This window comes from Sphingobacterium sp. UBA2610 (genome assembly GCF_002339225.1).
Taxonomy (GTDB): Bacteria; Bacteroidota; Bacteroidia; order Sphingobacteriales; family Sphingobacteriaceae; genus Sphingobacterium; species Sphingobacterium multivorum.
The window spans coordinates 125271-150078 of record NZ_DDKA01000011.1; the positions used below are offsets into that span (position 1 = coordinate 125271).

Consider the following 24808-nt stretch of genomic DNA (forward strand, 5'->3'; position numbering starts at 1 on the left):
TGAATCAAATGCTTGTTTGGGTACTAATATGCTGCTGTAAAGCGTTTATTGAGGAATTGTTTGTTCTCAATTTCGTCTGCTATTGCTACAGCAAGATCCTCTACTGATAACCTAGATCGACCTTCCTGGTCAAATACAGGAGCATCAAGGCCTGTACGGTATTTTCCTGTACGGGTTCCACCAGCATGGGAATTCATTTCTATAGCAGGACTAAACATGGTCCAGGTAAGTTGATCTTCTTTTTGGATGGTTTTCAGGTAATCTGCTGCAGCTAAAGCCCCAGGTTTAATTTCTTTTGGAAAATCCGGTGAATCGACCAGTCTATTTCCATCAATCAATAAACTTCCTGCACCACCAATAACAATGAAACGATTGATACCGGCATCCTTAACAGCCTGTTGGATTGCCAATGCACCTTTTGTAAAATCCTCATAAAGATTAGGGTTGGTCCATCCGGCATTGAAAGCCGAAACAACAACATCAACACCTTTTAGAGCAGAAACCAATTGATTATTATCATTGATATCTACTTGGAGTTTGGTTACTTTTTCAGTCGATGGAATATTTTCGGTGTGGCGGGCGATTGCAACGACGTCATAGTTGCGGTCTACCAATTCTTTTACGAGATGAGATCCTACGTATCCTGTGGATCCAATTACTGCTACTTTCATGTTTCCTTTAATTAAATGTTTTGCTAAAATCAGCTAGGGTTATCTTTTCCAAACGCTGTACAATATCAGTGTCGACTTCCTGATACAGATCCTGGAGTTTGGAGTTGATATTTTTGCCAACAACACAGGCCGGATTGGGATTGTTAAATTTCCCGCCGAAATCGCTTTGCTTGGAGCTAATATAAATATCAGCCAAGGTAATCGTTGGATTCTCGGGATTTATGCGAATACCGCCGCCCTTACCTTCTTTACTCGTTAGTAAAGATGCTGTTTTGAGAGATGCAATTTCTTTGCGAACCACACTTGCATTGACTTGGATGCTTGACGCGATATATTCAGAAGAAAGCCATTGATTTGACTCTTCTAACTGTGCCAGAACCATAATGTGTAATGCTGTTGCGAACCTCAAGTTGTGTAACATCCTCTGCTGATTTTTCTAAATTATAACACAAAGTAACAGAAAAGGTTTTAAACTGAAATAAAAATTATTACAGTTTAAAACCTTCTGACAATCACGTGATAAAAGTGTTTGTTTTTTATTTTTTCTCGTTAAATTTTTTATAGCTATCCATGATATAGACTTTCAGAGTCTCTTGGCTGCTGTTTTGAATAAATTTATAGGAAGGTCTAAATCTTTCCTTAAACAGGGCTAGATCCGAACCATTGAGCGGAGTCAATTCTTTGATCAGATTTTCGGTGAATTTGCGATCAACTGCTCTTTTCTCACGTTCATCGACTAAGAGTTTATAATTTGAACGTGCTTGTTTTCCCTCTTTGCTAAATATACGGCTTGGAGAAATTCGTACTCCGCCGCGGTTTTGACTTGCGTCGGAATACTTTCCTAAAGTCTTCTCGCGCTGGATTTCAGCAGCAAGTCTACTGTCTGTCATCCTTTCTACGACAACTTCACTGAGTTCGATAACATTATTCATTCTGTTCAAATAGATTCTGCGTAAGCTCGTATCATAAATGAAAACAGTATCTTGTTCATATCCCACAGCTTTGATTAACAAGTGGTCGTTAATATTGGCATCAATTGCAAAGGAGCCATCTCCATTGGTCTTTACTTCAGCCTTGGTTCTTAAATTTTGAATTTGTGCAGCCTCAATTTTCTCACCGCTGACAAGTTCCATAATAATCCCCTTGGTTTTTTCCTGTGCAACAAGATGTCCACCCATTAGCGTTATAAGTAAGCAGCTTAGAATCGTTTGTAAGATTTTCATTTGAATAAATATAGTTATGTATTTTCAATCTATGAATGAACAGGGTATTTGCCGTTTTGTTTAGGCCGTACGTTCATGATCGTTCTCTAGCCAAAAATAACGAATAGATTTTGAAAATCTGCTAATTTGCTTTCCACGAATTATTGTCTGGGTTTTTGTCCGGCATGACCATGTCAGGATCTAACTGTACAGATTGCAATGACTCTGTGGTGGGTATTTTAAATTGCCATACGTCATTTCTTTCCCAGATTTCCACCGGTAGTTTTTTTCGGATCTTCTTGCCCGATACGGTTGTCGCTTCAATAACAACTGGCATCGGTAATTTTTCGAGATTTTCCACGGTGACAAGTGCGCCAAATTTTGGCTCGTTGTTGACATAGGATACTGATTTTATACCTTGGTCCATTTGCCAGTTGTTGACAAACCACCCGCGCCAGAACCAGTTTAGGTTTTCACCAGCACCATTTTCAATAGCTTTGAAGAAATCCTCCGGAGTAGGGTGTTTGTAAGCCCATTCTTGGATATATTTTTTAAAAGCGTAATCGAAGCGCTCAGGACCGATGATTTCGTTTCGCAATAATTTCAGTCCATAAGCTGGCTTATAGTAGACCAAAGCACCAATATTACGTTCTTTCATGTTTTGCGGGGTACTCATGATCGGTTCAAGATTACGGGCAGTAAAGATGTACGATCTGCTCGCCTGATTACGGTAATATTCGCCATTGTTGAATTCTTTTGTTGCGAGTTCGTTAATAAATGTATTGAACCCTTCATCCATCCATCCATGTTCACGTTCGTTGGATGCGACAATCATTGGGAACCAATTGTGACCAAACTCGTGGTTGGTAACACCCCAAAGAGATCCTGCTTTGGCCTGATTGCCACAGAACGACAAGGCTGGATATTCCATTCCACCGACATTGGAGGCTACATTGACCGCTACAGGGTAAGGATACTCAAACCAGCTTTTTGAATAGATTTCAATTGCGGCTTTGGTGTATTCTGTCGAGCGTTCCCAGGCATTGTTACTGTTACTTTCAATTGGATAGGCAGACAAAGCGAGGGATTTTTTTCCACTCGGTAGATTGATCTTCGCGCCATCTAATATAAATGCCGTAGAGGAGGCCCAGGCAATGTCTTGCGCATTATTAAGTTGATATTTCCAGGTTAAGGTTTTCTTGTCAGGTCTGGAGTTTTTTGCGGTAACTTCTTCGGCGGAGCGGATGATTACGGTTTCATCGCTACGTTGTGCCTGTTGGTATCGTTTGAGTTGCTCAGCTGTAAATACTTCCTGTGGGTTTAACAATTCGCCACCCAAGACAACCATGTGGTTTGCCGGGGTAGTGATCTCAACCTGGTAATTTCCGAATTCACGATAGAACTCTCCCGGTCCTGTATAAGGAAGGGTATTCCAACCTCTAATGTCGTCATAGACACACAGTCTTGGGAACCATTGTGCAATGGCATAGATTTTTCCGTTTTTTGTGTCAAGTATACCTGTACGGTCCGCACCGTATTTAGGAACGGTGTATTGGTATTTAATCTTAAAAGTTATTTTTCCGCCCTTGCTCTTTAACGCAGCAGGAAGTCGAAGCTGCATGCGGGTATCGTTAATAATATGTTCGATCGTATTTCCGTTTACATCCGTAACAGATTGTATCTGATATCCACCATCAAAAGTTGAGTTGCCATCACCGTAACGGCTGTTGGTCAAGGGGGAGATCAATTGACCGCGGCCATGTTGTGAAAACATATTTTGATCTAATTGTAACCACAGATAGTTCATATTGTCTGGACTATTGTTGCTATAGGTAATCTCGACAGATCCTGTAATTTGATCATTTTGATCGTTCAGGGAAGCCTGAATTTTATAGTCGGCTGCATTTTGCCAGTAGGCAGGGCCCGGTTTTCCGGCTGCGGAACGATATTCATTGCCATTATTTTTAAAAAACAAGGGTGCAAAGGCCTCTGTATAGCTGTAATTGGATGTTTTCTCCTGTGCAAAGGCTGGGTAAGCATAGCTCAACGCAACAAGGCTTAAAGAAGCCAGTGCAATTCTTTTCATCATACGTCTACTTAAATTATGTTTATTTGCTCCAATATACAATGAAAAGTACATTGAGCCAAAAAAAACGCAAACGACGTTTTATAATAAAAGGGATAGAAAGTGACCTTAAAGGTTTATTTTGGATAATTGGAGGCTTTTTAGAACCTCCATTCCGGGAAGCATTGTGGAACTATTTTAAATTTGTTACGTACTCTGCTTCATTAAAACCGAGTAATATACCTTTGTTGTATTCAATAACAGGACGTTTAATCATACTTGTATTTTCCTGAAGTACTTTATTGGCACTATCACTGTCAATGACTTGCTCTTGAGTTTCCGGAGATAACTTTTTCCATGTAGTTCCCTTTTTATTCACTAGAGCCTGCCAGTCTACTTGTTTTTCCCATTCTTTTAATTTATCCACACTGACGCCTTCTTTTTTGAAGTCATGAAATTGAAAGGGAACATTATTGTCTTCCAACCATGTAAGTGCTTTTTTTACTGTGTTACAATTTTTGATACCGTATACCTGTAGCATAATAGTGACAATTTGGTGAATTCAAATTTAATCAATCCCGATACAATTTTTAAAATAATTCATATTTCTATGGTGTCTTATCTGTGATTTAAGGATAATTGTGGATATTTTGTTGTCAATGCCATTGAAAAAAGGAGTAACCGGAAGTTCCTATTCAATTGGACAATCAGGGTTTTATGATTTGTTAACATTCTATATCCCATGTGAAATGATAGTGTATTTAGTACACTATAAAAATTAGGAAGTAATAATAATTTTTAATAATTTAGTAGCTTCAAGTTTAATGAAAGATTAAAATAAATCAATAACAGAAATATGAGCCTAAAAGATTTTAAAGGTGTATTGACAGGAGATCAAGTACAAGAGTTGTTTGAGGTTGCGAAGAAACATAAGTTTGCTTTGCCTGCGGTAAACATTATCGGAACAAACTCTATCAATGCGGTTATGGAAACTGCGAAAGCAGTAAATTCTCCTGTAATTATTCAATTGTCAAATGGTGGAGCGCAATTCTACGCTGGTAAAACCTTGAACAACGATAATTTACAAGCTTGCGTATTGGGAGCGGTATCTGCAGCACAACATGTTCATTTATTAGCTGAGCATTATGGTGTAGCAGTTATTCTGCATACAGATCACGCAGCTAAGAAACTTTTACCTTGGATCGACGGTTTGTTGGACGCTGGCGAGAAATTCTTTGCGCAACATGGAAAACCATTGTTCTCTTCTCACATGTTGGATTTATCGGAAGAGCCAATTGAAGAAAATATTGAGATTTCCGCTAAATACTTAGCGCGTATGAAACCACTTGGTATGACAGTGGAGATCGAGCTGGGTGTTACAGGTGGTGAAGAAGACGGTGTTGACAACTCGGATGTGGATAGCTCAAAACTGTATACCCAACCAGAAGAGGTTGCCTACGCTTTTGAAGAATTGTCTAAAGTATCTGACAAATTTACAGTGGCAGCTGCATTTGGTAATGTTCATGGTGTTTACAAACCAGGTAATGTGAAATTGCAACCAGTTATATTACATAATTCTCAAGAATATATTCGTGAGAAATATAATCTTACTGCTGAGAAGCCCGTAAACTTCGTATTCCACGGTGGTTCTGGTTCTTCTCCGGAAGAAATTGCAGAAGCGATTTCATACGGTGCGATCAAAATGAACATTGATACGGATATGCAATGGGCTTTCTGGGATGGTGTAAGAGCTTATGAAGCGAAAAACCATGATTATTTGCAAGGTCAGATCGGTAATCCAGAAGGAGCTGATTCTCCAAATAAAAAATATTACGATCCACGCGTTTGGTTACGTAAAGGTGAAGAAACGTTTGTTGCTCGTCTGAAAGAAGCATTCGCTGATTTGAATGCAGTAGACGTTAATAGCAAACTATAAGCATAGGTTGAAAAAATAGATCATAAAGGCGCCCTTAGATAGGGCGCCTTTTTTATGTCAAAATAGGTTAAAAATATTGTTCTTAATAGGAATTGGCTTATTTTTTGACGAACTACAATAAAAAGTCAAGTAAATATGAAATTTTTAGGAGTCAGTGTAATTCTTTTATTAATTGCCCAAATGGGGTTTGGGCAGGTGAAGCAAAATGTTGGCGATTTTTCTTCGGTTGTAGCGACGGACAAGATTCAGGTGGAGCTGATTAAATCCGACGAGTCCTTGGTGACGTTTGAAGGACAGAACCATGAGAATGTTAAGGTCGTCAACACAAATGGATCGTTGGTTTTGAAAATGAATACGTTGAATATGCTGCAAGGGGGGAATATCTCTGTGAAGGTATATTACAAGAGTTTGAACAATGTAGAAGCAAAAAAAGGAGCCAAGGTATTTGCAACTACAAATAATCCAGTTGCTGCTGACCACTTAAAAGTTTATGCTTCAGAAGGTGGTCTGGTCGATCTCTATACAGCGGTAAAAACAGCTGAAATTAAAGTGACCTCAGGGGCTACAATCGCTTTGTATGGAAAGGCAAATAAACAGGAGATCATTTCAAACTTTGGCGGCAAATATGAAGGAAAAGATTTTAAGACGAGTATCACGACGGTCACTGTGAATGGTGGCGGTAAAGCAGATGTTTATGTTACTGATTCCATCGAAACCAAAACACGTGGTGGCGGTGTCATTGATGTCTATGGAAAACCAGAACAACGTGTAGAAAAGAAAATGGCCGGAGGAACAGTCAACTTTAAATAAGTAAACTGTCTTGGATTTGTCAATTTTAGTGCGAGTTCATTTTAGTTGATTTTATAGAAAAGAGTGGAAATTTGAGGTAATAGATGAAATAAAAAGGGTTTAGCTTGATTGGGGTAATGATTGTTGTTTAACCTTTTTATTAAAAAGGTCAGTTATTTTGTTTTTCTCATCAGAAACCTTCTTCATTTGTGCTTAAAATACTTATTTTTGTGAGGGAATAATAAAAATAGTATTATGGCAAAGCGTAATTATGTTTCAAATTCTACGGAATCTACGCGCATGTTCAAGAATGACTTTTTAGAGTCTTTGACGAAAGTGCATTGGAGTGTACCTTTGATTTTCTATGTACCCGTGGTTGTTTTCTTTTCGTATAAAGCGCTAGTTTGGGGAGACATTTCCTTTTTAACCTACATTGGGTATTTTATTTTTGGTTTAGCTTTTTGGACTGCTTTTGAATATGCGTTACATCGTTGGGTGTTTCATTTTCATCCGACATCGGAATGGGGAAAGCGAATCGCTTTTATTTTCCATGGTGTGCATCATGATTACCCAAGAGACCGTATGCGTTTGGTGATGCCGTTGTCAGCGAGTATTCCACTAGCTCTTTTGGTCTATCTTGGTTTTACATTGTTTTTTTCGAATGAGTTTATCTTAGCCTGTTTTTTCTCAGGTTTTATGGTGGGGTATTTGATCTATGACGAATGTCATTATGCGATGCACCATGCTAATTTTAAAAGCGGTATTTTCAAACGGATCAAGCAGCACCATATGTTGCACCATTATTCTGATCCAGAAAAGGGTTTTGGAGTGAGTTCTTCCTTATGGGATGAAATTTTACGCTCAGGTTTCGAAGAAAAGGAATCCAAAAAAGATTCTACTTCCTTAAAGGAAGAAAAAGCATAAATTGAATCACATCAACTAAAAAAGCCCTGGAAGTTTCCAAGGGCTTTTTTTATGGATTAATTTTTCTTTTTATTTAACAATGCCATCAAGTAGGCTAACTTTAGATCAATGGTTTCTTGTTGGGGTTGGCGTGCAGATATTCCAGTTTGAACTGAAACATTTGGGCCATTTTCTGCGCACGCCATTTGGCTTCTTCGGCCTTTTGTCCACTGTATAAGCCATCTACTGTTGCTTCGAATAATTTGAGCCATTGACCAAAATGTTGCGCATCAATGGGCAAGTTAATATGAGGTGGAAAGGGGCTGCCAAAATAACGATGTTCATTCAGTAGGATAGTCTGCCAGAAACTATACATCTTTTCAAGATGCATTGCCCAATTGTCTTGGATTCTTTCTTTAAAAATAGGTCCGAGCAAAGTATCGTTACGTATCGTCGTATAAAATTGATCTACTAATACTTTAATGTCATCGAATGTTTGAATATCTTGTTTCATCGCGTATGATCTAAGCTCATGAATAAAGACCTATAGCTGAATCAAAAGCTTCTTCATGATGTTTATCTAGATTAAATGTAGTGACATTTATGGAGAATCGCATCACTTGGATGTAAAGATGTCTCGTTGAAATATTGTAATTCTCTTTTATTGTCAGTAAATTGACTCAATACTAAGGGAAAAACATATGGGAAAATACGTTCTTTTAATCCTATTATCGATGGGATTTTATGCTGTTGAGGCGCAGGTTACAACAATTTCGATCAATAAGGAAAATTTTCAATCTTCTGGTTTTCCATTTAAGGGGAAGCGTGTGTTACAAGTGGAACGCATTCAAACTCCAAAAGAAGATAATTATATAGTGTTTTCAAAAGAGGAACGGGGTGCCGATCCCGACAAACTTTATGTACAACAATTTCAGCAGATCGAAGGAATGTGGCAGCTTGTGGCTGATGAATTGATATCCGAAGAAGGGATCGTTACGTCGATTTGGGAATCTCGAAAGGCATTTTTTGATGCCGATAAGGATGGTAAATTGGATGCATTATTTATCTATTCAAGGCATCCCAAGGATGACCTAAAAAAGCAGCTTAGCTGTATTGGTCTAGTTCTTTATAAGAATAAGTTTTACCGTCTCCGTGCGGAGGAAGTAGATGGTTATAGTCAAACAACGTTTTCCGATAATTATGCGTCCCTACCGGTTGAGGTAAAAGAAAATGTGGAACGTTATTGGAACAATCTGGATAAAAGATAATTTACCGTACTGGGCTGGAACCTACCGAAAGATCGATCATACGACCTTTCGGTAAACTTGTTACTGTCTATTTTCATCAGATAGAAATCATTCCCATGTTTTTTGATGACAATAATTGATTTTACCTATGAAAAGCTCGTTCAATAGGTTGTTACAATGTATGGATAGGACATCGCTCAAATCAATGTTACTGGATTATAGCGAGCAATTGCTTTTCTTCTTCGATTTGCATTTTACTGATCACATAACGTGCGATATGCTGGCCCTTCAATTGATCTATCGTCTGAATAATATCTTTTGTGCGCGCTTCTTTGCTAGGCTTGATCAGTACAATCATGTCCTTTGTATTGGGCATAGTGCTTATCTTAGCTTTTAACTGTGCAATAACGCCTGAGAGCCCTTTCTCGATATCTACCGGTACTTTTGAAGAGCTGATCGGTTTTTTGAAATCCCCATGATACCACATGAATTTTCCTTCGCCAAGAATGAGCGTCGCCGTGCGGTTTTCATCAATAAGAACCGAACTTTCTACATCTGATTTACTTTTGTCCGGCATGGCGATATCCATTGCAGATGGTTTATTTAATGTTGTGGTCAACATAAAGAATGTAATGAGAAGAAATGCGAGGTCTACCATGGCTGTTAAATCTACTTTAGGAGCCATTTTTCTGCTTCTTATTTTTTTCTTTCCCGTTTCTTGCGTTTTTTGGTTTAATTCTGCCATGATCGTCATCTTTAGGTTAACACGTTTTTGTTACTCACTATTATGATGTCAGAGAAGAACGGATTCCACAGTATTTTTTTTTAAAACTGGGGTTTTTCTCAAGTACTTTCTGTGTTTTTTTTCTTAATTGTTGATAATCAGTTTTTTTATGCTATGTTTTAGTTTGTTCGTTGTTGATCCGATTTGACCAATTCACTTGTCATTTTGTCCTTTCAATCAATTTAGGGCGCTTGCTAGGCTGTCGAAGTTTTTCTAGTGGTTTGCAAAAAAGCCCTTCTATGCTGAAAGGCTTTTCTTGCGGAGTGGTGGGTAAGTTACTTAGCAACCGCCTTGGTTAGGGATGCGTTTATAAATTATTTTGTTATCTCTTTGTACATAATCGCCCGCTACTATTGGATACGAATACTTAGGCGCGTACATGACACTACGACCCCTTATCGTTATTTTGTCGTTTACTTTCAGACTTTTCAATTGTTGAAATTCATTAGAATTTTCCAGACCAAAACTTAGAATATAGTCTTCACGATTAATCCTAACCATCACTCCAAAACCTAACTGTGCACCAAGAGGAAGATAAAGAGAAGTTACAACCGCCTCTATGTTGGCAGAATTCTTTATTTCATTCTTTATTTTCGCAGCATTGTCAAGTACTTTTATACCTTCGGGAGATTCTTTCCATTTTTTGAACTTTATACCATTGGGGCTCGCTTCCCATTTATTCCTTTCGGTGGTCATTTCAGTAGGAGTGCGTGAATTCGGCGCCGTTTTGTTTAAGGTTTCATTTTTGATTTCGCGATTGGCAAAGGCCAAGCCGCTTCCTATAGCGAGCGGTAAAACCAATACGTAGATAATTTTTTTCATATTTTTAAAAGTTTAATGAACATTAGATTTATCCCAGTAAATTAGATCCGTTCAAACTTTTTTTCGCGCATCTGTTTTAGAGTGATGTAACAAAATTACTTTGATGATACTTATATAGAGGGATTTAGATTGTAAATAGTGATGTAATCTTTGTAAATAAATTGTAAATCGTATGTCTGAAAGCCGAAATATTTTCTCAGGGAACCGCAAGTACTTGTATGGCGGCATAATACTCTTGTTTATTGCGATGGCCTTTGTTGCTTTTGATATGACTGGCACAGACGATTTTGATAGCGCTAGGAGGGAAGTTTTGCTTAGGAGGATAGGAGATGAACTGCTTACGCAGTCTGGAGACAGTAGATCAAGGGTACTTCCGATAGAAAAGATTCAAGAAAATGAATATCAGATCAGGTTTGAGAATGAAATCACCTTTAAACCAGACTCACTGGTGAGTGCTATTCAGCGCCTGTTGGTCAATGATCCTCTTGCCCGTGATTATGTCGTTAACGTCCTCAACTGTGGCAATTCGAGTGTAGCTTATGGATATGCTATTTCCCATAATAAAAAAGATGATATTATTGCTTGTAGAGGTAGAGTACAACCTAAAGGATGTTACATGATCAATATTAAATTTAAACCTAGCGGGATAAATACAGCAGCGAATAACTATTTTCTTGGTATCCTGTTGTTTTTAGCATTTGCTGGATTCTTTTTTTTGAAATCGGATCGGAGGCGAAGCACTGTGTTAGACGATCAAAATAACAGTATTTTAACCTTTGGGGCCGTTTTGTTTAATCCGCAGGAGCGAGAAATGGTCATTAATGAAAACACCATAGATCTCACTGGAACGGAAACCCGTTTGTTACATATTTTCGCCTTGTCTCCTAACCAAACGATAGCGCGAACACGGCTGCAAAAAGAAATTTGGGAAGATGAGGGAATTATTGTTGGACGCAGTTTAGATATGTTTATATCAAAACTTAGAAAAAAATTGGAGTTTGATCCGAATATCAAAATTACGGTTATACGTGGCAAAGGATATAAACTTGAGGTAAGTTCTTAAGAAGAGTAAGGGGATAAATTGGGCTAAAATGCAAAAAGCCTTTCATTTCTGAAAGGCTTTTTCTGCGGAGAGTGAGGGATTCGAACCCCCGAACCTGTGACAGTTAACGGTTTTCAAGACCGCCGCATTCGACCACTCTGCCAACTCTCCGCGACAAAAGTAGAAATTTTGTGTAGAATTACAAAACTTATTTTACATTTTTCTTTGTTTAAAAGCAGTTTTAGCACTCTTAAATAGAAATGTAGCTGAATACCAGTTGGTTATTTTTAGGGGTTGACCACCTTCCGATGTCATATTGGAGATAGCGGACTCTGCCCTGGACGATATGTCCGCTTTAGATGGGATCATAATCTTGTTTTAGGTTATTTATTGCAATTAAAAATGTAATCATGAATGTATTCTTAAGGAGCAAACATGATCCGATTTTTCAATTCCCGAACTGTCGTTCTAACTCCTGTAATTCAAAAATAACTTCGTTGATTGATCGGTCAATTTTAGCGAGTTGTCTTTTACCCAGATAAAAGTAGGAAAATAGAATCCAGCTATAGGTTGGAAGGTAAGTCAGTAAATAATAGTGGAAACTAGCACCCGCTAGGATTTCCCGAAGATAGATCGAGATCGCTATACCGAGAAGTAGATGATAAATCGGCATATTCCAATGCATTCTTTTCTTTCGAAAGGAGTCAAACTCTTGCCACTGTTGTAAATGCTCGGTAGGTAAAGCTGCTTCGTTGATCTGTTTGACTTTACGTGCAGTGGTCAACATTAAGTATGCCTGTATAAAACAAAGGAACGATACGATAAACATCGCTGTGTACAATGTGAGCGTTTTATGCCTAAAATCAAGGAAATATGCCAGAGCAAGAATAATTAATCCTGTTGCAAGCAATAAAACAGCACCGGCTATTTCTTTCCTTATTAATTCTTGACGAAAGTTTTTGGCCTTATTCAGGTGTTTTGGGGGCAAGATATTTTGTTTGCTATCCTGTTTCCAAAGATGTTGTAAATCGTTAAAGTCTTGCATATTTATGGAAAATTTCGGTTAATTCCTTTTTAATTCTATGGATTTTTACACGGAGATTATTCTCTGTAATTCCCGTAATTTCTGCTATTTGCTCATAAGGTTTTTCATCTAATACCAATGTGATCAGTACTCTATCAGCTTCTTTCAGCTTGCTGATACATTTGTACAGCAGATCAATCTGCTGTATTTTTTCATTCGATGAATCCTCTGGTATATCGATGCAGCTTGTGTCGGTCATTTTTTTTAAATGCTGATGTTTTTTTCGCATACTCGTCAAGCAATTATTGATCGCTATTCTGTAGATCCAGGTGCTTAATTTGGCATCGTTGCGAAAACTGTCGAGTTTTTTCCATACAGTAATGAAGGTCTCTTGGATTAAATCTTCTGCATTATCTCGGTCTCCGGTATAACTGAGGCATAACTTGCGGATGGCCGGCGCATATTCTTTGTAAATAATCTCAAAGTTTTCTTTGTTGGTCATCGGGTTATTTTAAAAATGTGTCTAGTTCTTTAAAAAACCAAATTGGCTGATCATACATAATAAAATGCTTACTGTTGGTATTGTGTAAAGTTAGCTTTTTTACATACTTATATTGCTCGGAAAGAATCTGTTGTGATTTTTCCAACGTTTCGTACTTACTACCTAGCACCAAAACGGGTATCGTAATTTTAGCAAGATCCTGGCGGATATCCGTCGTCATCATTTCATAAAACGCAGATGCTAATGTAACTCTATCGCTTTGTACTTGCCATTCGGCTATTGTTTTGGCTTTTATAGAATCAGTTACCAGCTGTCGTGCTATATTTTCAGCATACACACTAAGTTGTTGGTTTCCCATCGAAGTAAATTGTGCGATAAGTGCATCTTTATCGACAAACTTTTTCACTTCCTCTACACTTGTATTTGGGTTCTGCATGCCCGGGTAGAACGGTCCTCCGTCCACAACGATAACTTTTTGAAATAGCGAAGGTGCGGTGCTTGCGATCCAGAGACTCAAAAAGCCTCCTAAACTATGGCCTAGAAGAATCGGATTTTGCAATTTTTTTGCCTCTGTATATGCTATGATTTCATTGCGCATAGTCTCAAGCAATGCTTCTTTAATAGCTGCTTGTCCTGCGAAGCCAGGAAGTGTAAGCACGTGACATTCGTATTTGTCTTTTAAGTGATTTACAGTTTCTGTCCATACGGTTCCACTACAACTATATCCTGGAATAAGAATGATCGGTGTTCCTTTTCCATAGATACTGACCTGAAAATCATATTTTTTTTGTGCAAATGCCGATCCGTAAATCATAAGTAAAAGTATTGAAATACCGACTTTGGTGAAATGGCATAAATAGTTCGGTAGATCTTTATTGATACGAAGAACAATAGTTTTCATAAGAATTGAATTTAAAATTAGTAATTATGGTTTTCTAGAATATTCTGCCTATTAGATGTTATGAATTACAGATTATTACATAAAAGAATGAAAAAAGTGAAAAAGAGTACATGTGACCAGGAAGATTTGAGGGAAATGTTGTTTTCTTGTAGGTAACGCTCTGATAATTCGAATGGAATGGTACTATAAGAAAATTGATCTTTTGATGGGGGAGAATAAAGGGGCAAAAGCAAAAAGCCTTTCATTTCTGAAAGGCTTTTTCTGCGGAGAGTGAGGGATTCGAACCCCCGAACCTGTGACAGTTAACGGTTTTCAAGACCGCCGCATTCGACCACTCTGCCAACTCTCCGCGACAAAAGTAGAAATTTCGAATAGATTTACAAAACTTATTTTCTATAGCTAGTCTTAGCGTTTGAAAATGAGTTAGATTGTTTTTAAAAAAGTCTATGCAGGGATAATCTCATGGCAGTGTTTCCTGATGTTGGCCGCAATTTTGTCGATCGGTAAATCGTCCTGGTCGATACCAAATGGCTCTTCAATGGACTCACCAATTAATTCAAGAGATGCTAAAACATATAAGATAAATGGTACAGCAATCACAACAAAGTAACCGATGGAAAAAACGTAACCTACTGGAAGGGTCATGGTATAGAATATAATGAACTTCTTGATAAATGCACTATATGCTAATGGTATTGGGGTGTTTTTAATACGCTCACAAGCTCCACAAACATGTGTCATGGTAATAATTTCCTCATTAAGGATAATAAGCTGATCGCCACTTATAGTGCCTTCTTTATATAGATCATTGATTTTTTGGAAGATCATGGTGGAAACTTGGTTCGGACCATGTTTTTTATTGTCCAAAGCCTTTAACTCAGGGTGTTCGTTTTCGTCGAGCATAAACTTGGTGTAATCCGATCTTAGAAAATCGTATAGTGTCTCTGCGAACAGGGGGATTGCCTTTCTGAAAAAACTACGATTCACTTTGTCATCCCCATCCAGCATGGCATTTAGTTTGTACGAAAAGGCTCTACTAACATTGGTCAATGTACCCCATTGTTTTCGGGCTTCCCACCAGCGGTCATAGGCCGTGTTTGTTCGGAACACCAGTAAAAGCGATATAACAAAACCGAGAAGATTGTGGACAATGGTAATGTTTTTGACCCAGCTCTTTTCATTTAGTTTGAGGTATTCCAATTCTAGAAAGGCAATCATCCAGGAATAAAACGCTATCAAAACAAGAAATGGCAGTAACTTTTTGAAGGTATCTGATTTATGCAATTTGAAAGTTGCCGAAAGCCAGTCTTTGGGGTTGTATACGATCATACACAAAAATATAAATTGTTGCGAAAATTTTGCGAGTTAATTGCTATTGCCGTAACTTCATCGTGCTATGGCACTACAGCAATCAAAAAGAAAGAAAACGAGTACAAAAGGAAGTCAGGTTCGTGGAACAAAGTGGATTTGGATGATAGCAGGAATGCTGGTGTTTTTCCTCTGTCTTGTTGTGTGGCATTATCGGGCTGGAATTATATACTATTTTCGCGTGGCTACCTCCAAAGACAAGTCTCTGACGAAGGAAGCTAAATATGATATTCGTAATATTGAGATTATGAGCAAGCACGATGATAAGGTGTTTGGCATAGATGTGTCTACCTATCAGGAAGAAATAGATTGGCAGAAAGTTAGCACAATCAATGATCATTTTCCAATAGATTTTGTGTTTATCAGGGCGACAATGGGTGAGAAAGGAATTGATGATAAGTTTAGTCGAAATTGGAGTAAAACGGAAAATAGGGCGGTTTTGAGAGGGGCCTACCATTATTTTAGACCCAATGAGAACTCGGTAAAGCAAGCGAAGAATTTTATTCGGAAGGTTAAACTACAGTCTGGCGATCTTCCACCGGTCTTGGATATTGAGGAGCATCCAAAACAACAATCGATGGATAGCTTGAAAGTCGGGCTAAAACGTTGGCTTGAAGAAGTCGAAGCTCATTACAAGGTAAAACCCATTCTTTACTCCGGAGATAAGTTTTATAGTGACTTTTTGGAAAAGGAATTTGCCGCTTATACGTTGTGGATTGCAAATTATAACTTTTGGGTTGAGAACCCAAAAGAGCATTGGGCCTTCTGGCAATTTTCTGAAAAAGGTACTGTTAGAGGGATTCAGGGTAATGTGGATTTGAATATATACAATGGTAAAATTGAGGAATTGGAGAAGCTGCTTATTCCTTTTAAATAGTAAAATATATGCGTAGAGTTTTTATCACATTATGTGGAGTCTGTATTGCTCTGTTCAATGGTCAAATGCAATTGTATGCAGCATCGAAGAGTCATCGGGTCGAGATGTCGCAACCCGCTTCAGATTTACCACGATTAACATTGAAAGAATTTAAAAAATTGCGTCGTGAAACAGCTATTCAAGTTCTTGATACGCGATCTGGCGATATATTCGTACAAGGATTTGTACCTAAATCAATAAATATAGGCTTTAAAGGTCCTTTTGATCACTTTTTGGCGCAAGTGTTTCCCAATAAAGCCCAAAAGCTTTTATTGATTACAGATATAGATAGTCAAGATACGGTTTATCATCATTTATTAAAGCTGGGTTATACCCATGTCATTGGGGTTTTGGAAGGCGGCATTGAAACTTGGAAAGCTAGTGAAGATGTAGTCTCGTTGCGTAATATCAGTGCAGGAGAATTCAGGAAAAGATCAGATCAAGGTCATATTGTGGATGTAAGAACAGATAAAGAATTTGGTAATGGACATATTGACAATGCAATGAATATTCCACTAACAGATTTCGTTAATTTTGGTTCTACGCTTAAAAAAGACAATCAACTGCTGTATGTACACTGTCAATCAGGTTATAGGAGTGCAGTAGCTGTATCTATTTTGAGTGCTAAAGGATTTAAACATATATGCAATATCCAAGGTGGGTATAAGGCATTGCAAGAAGAAGTAAAGGAGAATCAATAATGGCTACTTTTGACCAGATTATTCAATCAAATTCGCTGGTTTTGGTGGATTTTTTTGCGACGTGGTGCGGTCCCTGCCAGACTATGGCACCGATTTTACAGGATGTAAAGGAATTTTATCAAGAAGATTTGTCTATCATTAAGATTGACGTGGATAAGAATCCAAAAATTGCTTCGATTTATAAGGTAAGTGGCGTGCCTACTTTCGTGTTGTTCAAAAATGGCCAACAGGTATGGCGACAAAGCGGCATGATTCCCAAGATGGAATTACATAAATTGATCGATCAAGTAAAGTAAAAAATAAGGCGTTCAATCAAATTGAACGCCTTATTTTTTAATGATACTCTGGTGTTTTAATAGGTAGTGTTATATCGCACTAAAATATTAAAATTCATCGTCATCATCGAAGTCATCCAATCCTCCAATCGAGTCGATTTCAGGTAAATCGAAATCATCATCGAAATCATCATCATCGTCATCAGGACCGTTGAAAGATGCGAATTTTACTTCTTCAAGATCTTCGTTAGCTAAAGTTGCCGTGTTCATAAAATAATACTTTATTGTTTCTTATTCAATGTTGTAAAATTAGAGAAGAAAACTATTTTTTAAAACTTTTTTTAAAAAAAATATTAAGCTTTATTTTTCTGTTAATCAGTATGTTGAATTGTATTTTGAAAATAAAAATTTATTTTATTTTATTTATTCATTTGTTTCACCAATCGCATTGTCCTCGGTAACGATGTCTTTCAATTGAGGGAGATCTCTCACACCATTGATTCCGAAGTGATCCATGAACTGCTGGCTTGTTGCATAAAGTAATGGTTTTCCGATACTATCTGCTTTTCCCGCAATTTTGATCAGCTTCTTTTCCAGTAACCGTTGAATAGAGTAATCGCAGCTGACACCTCTAATCTGCTCCACTTCTAATTTTGTTATCGGTTGTCTGTAGGCAATGATTGCGAGGGTTTCTAGCGCTGATTGACTTAGTTTTCGCTTGTTATTGTGATTTTGGAGCTGTTGTATCGATTCATGGTAAACAGCTTTTGTCAAAAACTGATAGGCGTTGTTGATATAGCGTAATTCGAGTACATAGTCTTCGTCCTGGTACTTCGTTTCAATTTTTTTAATCAACTCACGTAGCTCTTCCCTGGATACTTCGATGGCTAAGGATTCCTGCAAAATCTGTTTAATATCGGCAAGATCTATTCCTTCCGCAGAAGCAAATATAATTGCTTCAATATTTCTTATGACGTCTTTCAATGTATCGTATTAATAGTTAATGACCTGTTCGACCATATGGGCTGGTAGCTCGCGGAACTCATACTTTTGTGTTCGCAGTTGTGGGCTGAATCCAGCTTCCAAAATAGCTTCCTGTATAGATTTTGATGTAAACCGATGTGGTGCACCAGCTGCCGAAACGACATTTTCTTCAATCATAATTGAGCCGAAGTCGTTCGCTCCAGCGTGCAGACATAATTGCGCTGTCCGCTTTCCGACGGTGAGCCAGGAAGCTTGTATATTTTTAATATTAGGAAGCATGATGCGACTTAAGGCAATCATGCGAATATATTCTTCGCTCGTTACATTATTGGTAATACCGCGCAGTCTTTTCAATAAGGTACCATCATCTTGGAAAGGCCAAGGGATAAACGCAATAAATCCATGGGATTCCTGAGGTTTTTCATCCTGTACTTCGCGAATCCATACCAAATGTTCAAAACGTTCTTCTATCGTTTCGATATGGCCAAACATCATGGTGGCAGAAGTTGGTAAATTAATTTTATGGGCTGCCCGCATAACATCTAGCCATTCTTTACCACCGCATTTTCCTTTTGATATAAGACGTCTCACACGATCATTGAGAATTTCAGCTCCCGCTCCAGGTAGCGAGTCTAGTCCTGCTTCTTTCAATTGCGTCAAAACTTCAATATGGCTCATGTTCTCCAATTTGGAAATATGCGCAATTTCAGGTGGACCGAGAGAATGTAGTTTTAGCGTAGGATAAAGTTCCTTTAATTGCTTGTAAAGGTTTTTGTAAAACTCAATACCTAAATCCGGGTGATGGCCACCTTGCAGCAGCAGTTGATCGCCACCGTATTTAAAAGTTTCCTCTATCTTTTGTTTGTAGCTTTCAATATCGGTAATGTAGCTATCTTCATGACCAGGGCGACGGAAAAAGTTGCAAAATTTGCAATTTGCAATACATACATTGGTGGTATTGACATTTCTGTCGATTTGCCAGGTTACTTTACCGTGTGGCACTTGTATCTTACGCAATTCATTGGCTACGAAAGTCAAATCAGCTGTAGGTGCGTTTTGATATAAAAAAACACCCTCTTCCTTGGATAGGAACTCAAATCGGAGCGCCCGTTCTAATAAATTACTTACATTCATCAACAACAAATATAAGGAGCTTTTAGCTTATTTGGACTTATTTGTGGAATATTTGACAATGCACATTGAATTTTGGGAAAGGTTCGAGAGATAGAAAACAAAAGGATTTGCTCGTGTAACAATAGTATTGCATTTTAGCTTAGTGTATAAAATACAATAACTTGATTTATAGCGCTTTGTGAATTAATTAAGATTTTTCCTTTTTTTTTACATTTATTATTCTTTACATTTATTTAACAGATTTTAACATTTCTGGAAAAATAACCAAATTAGAAAAAAATGAATAACCAAGGGGCCTGAACCTGCCAATAATATAGCATTGTTGTCGTCAGACCTAAAAAAATGACCAAAAACTTAAATAACAACCAATATCAACTAAAACAACTAAAGCATAAACATAAATTTTTTTAAACCACCTATTTAGTAAAATTATGATGAAAAAAACGGACAAAAATTGCTGTTTTGATCTCATATTGGGCCAAAAGTTCAATAAGAGGTTTCTGATTATGAGTTCTCTTCTCATTGGAGGAGGAATGACCACTCATGGATTTGCCAGTGGATTAACTAGCCATGGCAAAGTTGAAGTCGTTTCATTAATCAAAACAAGGAGCGTACAACAGACGCCTATCAAAGGGGTTGTGAAGGATGCTGCTACAGGTCAAGGTATTACTGGTGTATCTGTGAAAGTCAAAGGGAGCAGTAACGGGACGTCGACCGGCGAGAATGGTGCATTTACCATTCAAGCAAAAGTGGGCGATGTGTTGATTATCAGTTATATTGGGTACAAAAGTACTGAAGTTGCTGTTTCTTCGAAAGCTGATCTTGCAATTTCCTTAAGCGGTTCAGAAGATGCCTTGGAAGAGGTTGTTGTCACAGGTTATTCGGCGCAGCGTAAGAAAGATTTAACTGGTGCTGTTGCCGTTGTCAATGTGAAGGAATTGAAAACTACCCCGGCGGCGAGTGCTGTTGAGGCGTTGCAAGGGCGGGCAACAGGGGTTCAGATCGTAGTAGATGGTGCCCCTGGTTCTACACCACAGATCAAAATTCGTGGTTACAGTACGATCAACAACAACGAGCCGCTTTACATCATTGATGGAGTGCCTTATGAAGGAAAGTTAAGCTGGTTGAATCAAAATGATATTGAGACGATGCAGGTCTTAAAAGATGCATCAGCTGCTTCAATTTATGGTTCACGTGCAAATAATGGTGTTGTCATCATTACCACAAAAATAGGTAAAAGCGGAAAACCTCAATTTAGCCTTGACTCTTATTATGGTGTGCAGGTTCCAAACAGTGGGCGTTTTCCAAAAATGTTGTCTCCGCAACAAACATTGGATATTGAAAACAGATTGGACGGCACAAACAATGTGATGCCTGATTACCTTATCGCTGGACCTAAAGTGGGCGGGAAAGATGTGATTACAGCTGCAGACGTGGATATGTCAAAATATAAGTACGATGCGAGTAGCCGAAGCGATTTTTATCAAATTACCAAAGCAAATAAGGCCGGAACCAACTGGTTTGATGCTTTATCCCAAAATGCCCCTACTCAGTCGCACCAACTTAGCGTTTTAGGAGGTGGTGAAGATGCTTCCTATGCGATTTCGGGTGGTTATCTGAAACAAAAAGGAACGATTATTCATACCGGTTTTGAAAAATATAATCTTCGTTCAAACACACGCTTCTCTGCCTTTAATAATAAACTACGTTTCGGCGAAAATATGCAATATAGTTTTACGGAAGGATTTGGTATGGGAGTAAATACCAATACTGCCGGGGACTATATCGGTGAAGGTAGTGCTTTAGGTTTTGCGTATCGTATTCATAATATCATTCCTGTATATGATGAGGGTGGAAATTTTGCGGGATCTGTTGGCGGACAGTATGGTAATGGCGAAAACCCTGTTGCTATCGCCTATCGTGCCAAGGATAATAAAAATAAGAGCAATATGTTTTTCGGGAATGTCTTTGGAGAATTTGATATTGTCTCAGGATTAACCTTCCGTAGCAGTTTTGGTATGAAGTATGAAAACTACAATGGTGTATCTTATACCTATCCAAACCCTGAGTTTACAGAAGGAAGTTTTAACAACGGAATTAATGAATTTTTTGGACTGAATAAAGAATGGACTTGGACAAATACTTTAAATTATAAAAAAACATTTAATGAGGCGCATACGTTGAGCATTCTCGCTGGTACGGAAGCTATTCAGAATAGAAATAGGCAGATAAGGGGAAAAGGAAATGGCTTTTTTACAATGTCATCGCTTGATTACCTTTACTTGGATGCCGCTTCAACTGGTCGCGTCAGTGAAGGTAGCGGTTCTGTAGGTTCCTTGTTTTCGGTGTTTGGAAAGGTTGATTATTCCTACAAAGATCGGTATATCTTAAGTGCAACAGTGCGTCGTGACGGTTCTTCTAATTTTGGGCCGAACAATAAATATGGAACATTCCCTGGAGCGAGTGCTGCCTGGCGTTTGTCGGAGGAAGAATTCATGAAAGGTGTTTCATGGATCTCGGACCTAAAAATCAGAGCGGGTTATGGTGTGACGGGGAACCAACGTATTCCAGCCAATCAATATCTGAATCGCTATCAGGTCGCTATTAATTCATCTTCATATCCTATTGACGGAAGCTTGACTTCCGGTATGTGGCACAATGCCTATAGTAATCCGGACGTGAAATGGGAACAAGTATCTGCATTAAACGTTGGGGTGGATTTTACCCTGGCACAAGGTGATTTTGATGGATCTTTCGATTGGTACAATAAAAAGACGAAAGACATGTTGTACCTGTTACCTTTACCTGCTGTTGCCGCAGGTCGGGCCGGATCGCCTTATGTAAATATTGGTGATATGCAAAATAAAGGTATCGAGTTTTCATTGAATTATCATTACGGTAGACGTCAAGAAAGTGCATTTAAATTGGATCTGTCCGCTACAATTTCACGTAACGTGAACAAGATCGTTTCTTTGGCACCATCAGTAACCCAACAAGTGTACGGTAGTTTTAGAAGTATGGAAACCTCCATCTTAAAACCTGGAGAACCTCTTGGTGCTTTCTATGGCTATAAAGTAATTGGTATTTATTCGGAAGCGGATATGAACAATGCGAGTGTCGCTAAATATGAGGATGGAAAGTCGAGAGCTGGTGGACTTAAATTTGAGGATGTCAATGGTGATGGCAAAATTGATGCAAGTGACCGTACCATTATAGGTAGCCCACATCCTGATTTTGTGTATTCATTCAATATCAATGCGGCTTATAAAAACTTTGATTTTATGGCTTACTTCTATGGCTCAAAGGGTAATCAAAACTATGAAGCTACGAGATACTTTACAGATTTTGGTGTGTTTAGAGGTCAAAAAAGTACGCGCGTATTGGATGAATGGAGTCCAACGAATAGCGGTAGCATGATCCCTTCCCAAGTGAGAAATGCTTCACCCTATGAATATGCTTCTTCGAGCTATTATGTACAGGATGCAAGTTTCTTGAAATTGAAAAATCTTCAAGTTGGCTATAACTTCGATACCAATCGTGTTTTTGGTAATAATACCGGTATCAAGAAACTCCGTGCTTATGTGGGGGTAACAAATCTGTTTACGATTACTAAATATGAGGGACTTGATCCAGAAGTTACGGCTACTCCGTCGACTTACCCAGCCTTGGGTGTAGACTTTGGTGTGTATCCACAGGCTCGTCAATATATGTTGGGTGTTAGTCTAGGATTTTAAGGGTTTAGTGATTTAAGTTAAAATTTGATTGAAATGAAAAAAAGAAATATAATTACAGTTTTAGGTATATCATTGACTTTATTAGCCTCTTGTGGGAAATCTTTTTTGGAGCGTGATCCGCAAGCAGAATTGCCCGAGTCTCAGATTGTAAATTCAAAAGGTATAGAGGCCTCTCTTATCGGGGCGTATGGAATATTAAACGGCAATGTCAACGGTACCTGGGGGAATTACTCTTCGGCGCCTAGCCAATGGTTGTTTGGTGAAGTTGCTGGAGATAATGCACATAAAGGATCTGAGGCAACCGATCAACCGAACATGAATATGATCGAATTTCATACGCCAAATAGTTCGAACGACAACCTGAGTCAAATGTGGGAAGTTTATTATGAGGGCGTATTAAGGGCAAATAATACGTTGCGTATTCTGAAGGCTGACCAAGCAGGTGAAAAAACGGTAACGGCTGCACGTGCGAAGGAAATAGAAGGTGAGGCCCGAGTATTGCGAGCGCATTATTATTTTTATTTATGGCGTGTTTTCAAAAATCTAGCGTATGTTGATGAGAACACAACAGATGATGAGGCTAAAACGAAACCGAATAAGGATGATGTACTTCCGAAGATTATTGACGATTTAAAAGCAGGAATAGCGAATTTGCCAGCGACAAAAATCAATAGCCAGGCCGGACGTATGGATCAGAATATCGCGAAAGCTTATCTGGGTAAAGTTTACCTCTATCAGAAAAAATATGCGGATGCGTTAGTTTTGTTTAAGGAAGTTATAGGTGCAAAGGATCTACGTACGATGCCGTACCAAAATAACTTTGATGTACTTACAAAAGACGGCCCAGAGGCATTATTGGTATCGAAGCATGTGATTAATCCAGATGGATCTGGTGATAATGCCAATGTTGGTGATATGTTGTCTGGATTAAATGGAAGTAATCCTGTAGGTTGTTGTGGTTTCTATCAGCCGACCATTGATTTGGTTAATGCCTATAAAGTCGATGCAAATGGATTACCATTGTTAGATGGTTCTTATCGAAATAATCCATATAAATCAGATTTCGGTTTGTCCGATGACGCAAAGAAAACATATAAACTTGATGTTACGCTTCGTTTTGACCCACGTTTAGATTATACGGTTGGCCGTAGAGGTGTGAATTTCTATGATTATGGTGTCATGCCAGGTGATGCATGGATTCGTGAGGTGAGCTCAGGTGGACCATTTGTTGGTATAAAAACAATGATTCCGAAGAGTTTGCATGCAACACATACTGCGTCAGGAGCGGCATATATTACTGACTTGGATGTTAATATTATTCGTTTAGCTGATGTTGTTTTAATGGCAGCTGAATGTCAGGTTGAATTAGGCGATTTAGGTGCAGCAATGAATCTGGTAAATGCAGTTCGTGAGCGTGCGGCAAAATTACCTCCTAAAACGACAGGCGATAATGTAGCAGCGGCGGTATATGTTGTTAAACCTTATACTTCTTTCCCAGACCAAAATTATGCGCGCAAAGCTGTTCGTTTTGAACGTCGTTTAGAATTAGCGATGGAAGGACATCGTTTCTATGACCTTGTGCGTTGGGGGGAGGCGAAAACTGTATTGGAAAGCTACGCAACGTTTGAAGGCGGTTTTATGGCTCGCTATAAAGGCTTAAACTATAAACCTCAAAATGATTACTTCCCAATTCCACAATCGCAGATTGACAGAAGTGGTGGAGCTCTGACACAAAATCAAGGATATTAATTTTTGATATTTTAAAAAGGAAAGGGGGAGGCAATGTCTTCCCCTTTCCTTTTTAAAGG

General features: G+C 38.4%; 25 protein-coding genes and 2 tRNA genes. 10 read left to right on the plus strand and 17 right to left on the minus strand.

Going from position 1 to position 24808, the window contains the following annotated elements; translation table 11 throughout:
* Window positions 1-23 precede the first annotated feature (23 nt).
* The 5 genes from B4Z47_RS08030 to B4Z47_RS08050 form a co-directional block, all read right to left on the minus strand.
* Window positions 24-671: an NAD(P)-dependent oxidoreductase gene (locus B4Z47_RS08030; RefSeq protein WP_070566149.1), complete on the minus strand. Its 648-nt coding sequence runs from the start codon at window positions 669-671 to the stop codon at window positions 24-26.
* Window positions 672-678: 7 nt separating this feature from the next.
* Complete coding sequence (locus B4Z47_RS08035) at window positions 679-1092, minus strand: Rrf2 family transcriptional regulator (RefSeq protein ID WP_070566147.1); 414 nt, start codon at window positions 1090-1092, stop codon at window positions 679-681.
* 115 nt (window positions 1093-1207) lie between these two features.
* Entirely contained in the window at window positions 1208-1849 is a 642-nt protein-coding gene (locus B4Z47_RS08040) for a carboxypeptidase-like regulatory domain-containing protein (RefSeq protein ID WP_201649534.1), read from the minus strand.
* Between the two features lie 166 nt (window positions 1850-2015).
* Window positions 2016-3962, minus strand: a complete 1947-nt coding sequence (locus tag B4Z47_RS08045; RefSeq protein WP_236560273.1) for a M1 family metallopeptidase — start codon at window positions 3960-3962, stop codon at window positions 2016-2018.
* Between the two features lie 169 nt (window positions 3963-4131).
* Window positions 4132-4479, minus strand: coding sequence for an ArsC family reductase (locus tag B4Z47_RS08050; RefSeq protein ID WP_088162829.1), 348 nt, complete (start codon window positions 4477-4479; stop codon window positions 4132-4134).
* A gap of 315 nt (window positions 4480-4794) precedes the next feature.
* On the opposite strand from B4Z47_RS08050, the gene fbaA reads away from it, so the two are divergent.
* From fbaA to B4Z47_RS08065, 3 genes are all read left to right on the plus strand, one after another.
* Window positions 4795-5874, plus strand: coding sequence for a class II fructose-bisphosphate aldolase (gene fbaA / locus B4Z47_RS08055; RefSeq protein WP_046672381.1), 1080 nt, complete (start codon window positions 4795-4797; stop codon window positions 5872-5874).
* 135 nt (window positions 5875-6009) lie between these two features.
* Window positions 6010-6684 carry a head GIN domain-containing protein gene (locus tag B4Z47_RS08060; protein ID WP_088162828.1) on the plus strand — a complete coding sequence of 225 codons (675 nt, stop codon included), beginning with the start codon at window positions 6010-6012 and terminating at the stop codon, window positions 6682-6684.
* Between the two features lie 234 nt (window positions 6685-6918).
* Window positions 6919-7587: a sterol desaturase family protein gene (locus tag B4Z47_RS08065; RefSeq protein ID WP_232475606.1), complete on the plus strand. Its 669-nt coding sequence runs from the start codon at window positions 6919-6921 to the stop codon at window positions 7585-7587.
* Window positions 7588-7687: 100 nt separating this feature from the next.
* Here the strand turns inward: B4Z47_RS08065 and B4Z47_RS08070 are convergent, their stop codons facing one another.
* A complete protein-coding gene (locus tag B4Z47_RS08070; RefSeq protein WP_115046778.1) occupies window positions 7688-8080 on the minus strand; it encodes a group III truncated hemoglobin in 393 nt (130 codons plus the stop codon).
* 187 nt (window positions 8081-8267) lie between these two features.
* Here B4Z47_RS08070 and B4Z47_RS08075 point away from each other — a divergent pair, with 187 nt between their 5' ends.
* Window positions 8268-8834 (plus strand): hypothetical protein, encoded by a 567-nt coding sequence (locus B4Z47_RS08075; protein WP_088162826.1) that lies wholly within the window; start codon window positions 8268-8270, stop codon window positions 8832-8834.
* 187 nt (window positions 8835-9021) lie between these two features.
* Here B4Z47_RS08075 and B4Z47_RS08080 read toward each other — a convergent pair whose 3' ends face one another.
* Together B4Z47_RS08080 and B4Z47_RS08085 are read right to left on the minus strand one after the other, a co-directional pair.
* Complete coding sequence (locus B4Z47_RS08080; protein WP_115049407.1) at window positions 9022-9558, minus strand: ExbD/TolR family protein; 537 nt, start codon at window positions 9556-9558, stop codon at window positions 9022-9024.
* 318 nt (window positions 9559-9876) lie between these two features.
* Window positions 9877-10419 (minus strand): hypothetical protein, encoded by a 543-nt coding sequence (locus B4Z47_RS08085; protein ID WP_115046780.1) that lies wholly within the window; start codon window positions 10417-10419, stop codon window positions 9877-9879.
* 172 nt (window positions 10420-10591) lie between these two features.
* On the opposite strand from B4Z47_RS08085, the gene B4Z47_RS08090 reads away from it, so the two are divergent.
* Window positions 10592-11482, plus strand: a complete 891-nt coding sequence (locus B4Z47_RS08090; protein WP_115046782.1) for a winged helix-turn-helix domain-containing protein — start codon at window positions 10592-10594, stop codon at window positions 11480-11482.
* Window positions 11483-11547: 65 nt separating this feature from the next.
* On the opposite strand, the gene B4Z47_RS08095 is transcribed toward B4Z47_RS08090, so the two are convergent.
* The 6 genes from B4Z47_RS08095 to B4Z47_RS08120 form a co-directional block, all read right to left on the minus strand.
* Window positions 11548-11632, minus strand: a tRNA-Ser gene (locus B4Z47_RS08095).
* Window positions 11633-11909: 277 nt separating this feature from the next.
* Complete coding sequence (locus B4Z47_RS08100; protein ID WP_115046784.1) at window positions 11910-12506, minus strand: hypothetical protein; 597 nt, start codon at window positions 12504-12506, stop codon at window positions 11910-11912.
* Complete coding sequence (locus tag B4Z47_RS08105) at window positions 12493-12987, minus strand: RNA polymerase sigma factor (protein WP_088162822.1); 495 nt, start codon at window positions 12985-12987, stop codon at window positions 12493-12495. The genes B4Z47_RS08100 and B4Z47_RS08105 overlap by 14 nt, the downstream gene beginning before the upstream one ends.
* Window positions 12988-12991: 4 nt before the next feature.
* Complete coding sequence (locus tag B4Z47_RS08110) at window positions 12992-13888, minus strand: alpha/beta fold hydrolase (RefSeq protein WP_115046786.1); 897 nt, start codon at window positions 13886-13888, stop codon at window positions 12992-12994.
* Between the two features lie 264 nt (window positions 13889-14152).
* Window positions 14153-14237 (minus strand) — tRNA-Ser (locus tag B4Z47_RS08115).
* Window positions 14238-14332: 95 nt separating this feature from the next.
* Window positions 14333-15217, minus strand: a complete 885-nt coding sequence (locus B4Z47_RS08120) for a bestrophin family protein (RefSeq protein WP_115046788.1) — start codon at window positions 15215-15217, stop codon at window positions 14333-14335.
* A 67-nt stretch (window positions 15218-15284) separates the two neighbouring features.
* Between B4Z47_RS08120 and B4Z47_RS08125 the strand changes: the two genes are divergently transcribed.
* Genes B4Z47_RS08125 through trxA form a run of 3 tightly spaced genes read left to right on the plus strand, consistent with a single transcriptional unit; the run spans window position 15285 to window position 17169 of the window.
* Window positions 15285-16133, plus strand: coding sequence for a glycoside hydrolase family 25 protein (locus B4Z47_RS08125; protein WP_115046790.1), 849 nt, complete (start codon window positions 15285-15287; stop codon window positions 16131-16133).
* An 8-nt stretch (window positions 16134-16141) separates the two neighbouring features.
* The gene (locus tag B4Z47_RS08130) at window positions 16142-16873 is read left to right on the plus strand and encodes a rhodanese-like domain-containing protein (protein WP_115046792.1); all 732 of its coding nucleotides are present in this window, start codon (window positions 16142-16144) and stop codon (window positions 16871-16873) included.
* Entirely contained in the window at window positions 16873-17169 is a 297-nt protein-coding gene (trxA, locus tag B4Z47_RS08135) for a thioredoxin (RefSeq protein ID WP_088162818.1), read from the plus strand. Before B4Z47_RS08130 ends, trxA begins: the two co-directional genes overlap by 1 nt.
* Before the next feature lie 87 nt (window positions 17170-17256).
* Here the strand turns inward: trxA and B4Z47_RS08140 are convergent, their stop codons facing one another.
* The 3 genes from B4Z47_RS08140 to mqnC form a co-directional block, all read right to left on the minus strand.
* Window positions 17257-17418: a hypothetical protein gene (locus B4Z47_RS08140; protein ID WP_167450446.1), complete on the minus strand. Its 162-nt coding sequence runs from the start codon at window positions 17416-17418 to the stop codon at window positions 17257-17259.
* A gap of 153 nt (window positions 17419-17571) precedes the next feature.
* Entirely contained in the window at window positions 17572-18132 is a 561-nt protein-coding gene (gene scpB / locus B4Z47_RS08145) for an SMC-Scp complex subunit ScpB (protein WP_075994035.1), read from the minus strand.
* 9 nt (window positions 18133-18141) lie between these two features.
* Window positions 18142-19266, minus strand: a complete 1125-nt coding sequence (mqnC, locus tag B4Z47_RS08150) for a cyclic dehypoxanthinyl futalosine synthase (RefSeq protein ID WP_075994034.1) — start codon at window positions 19264-19266, stop codon at window positions 18142-18144.
* Window positions 19267-19697: 431 nt separating this feature from the next.
* Between mqnC and B4Z47_RS08155 the strand changes: the two genes are divergently transcribed.
* Both B4Z47_RS08155 and B4Z47_RS08160 read left to right on the plus strand, forming a co-directional pair.
* Complete coding sequence (locus tag B4Z47_RS08155) at window positions 19698-23000, plus strand: SusC/RagA family TonB-linked outer membrane protein (protein WP_236560272.1); 3303 nt, start codon at window positions 19698-19700, stop codon at window positions 22998-23000.
* Window positions 23001-23033: 33 nt separating this feature from the next.
* Window positions 23034-24749, plus strand: coding sequence for a RagB/SusD family nutrient uptake outer membrane protein (locus B4Z47_RS08160; protein WP_075994033.1), 1716 nt, complete (start codon window positions 23034-23036; stop codon window positions 24747-24749).
* The last annotated feature ends 59 nt before the right edge of the window (window positions 24750-24808 follow it).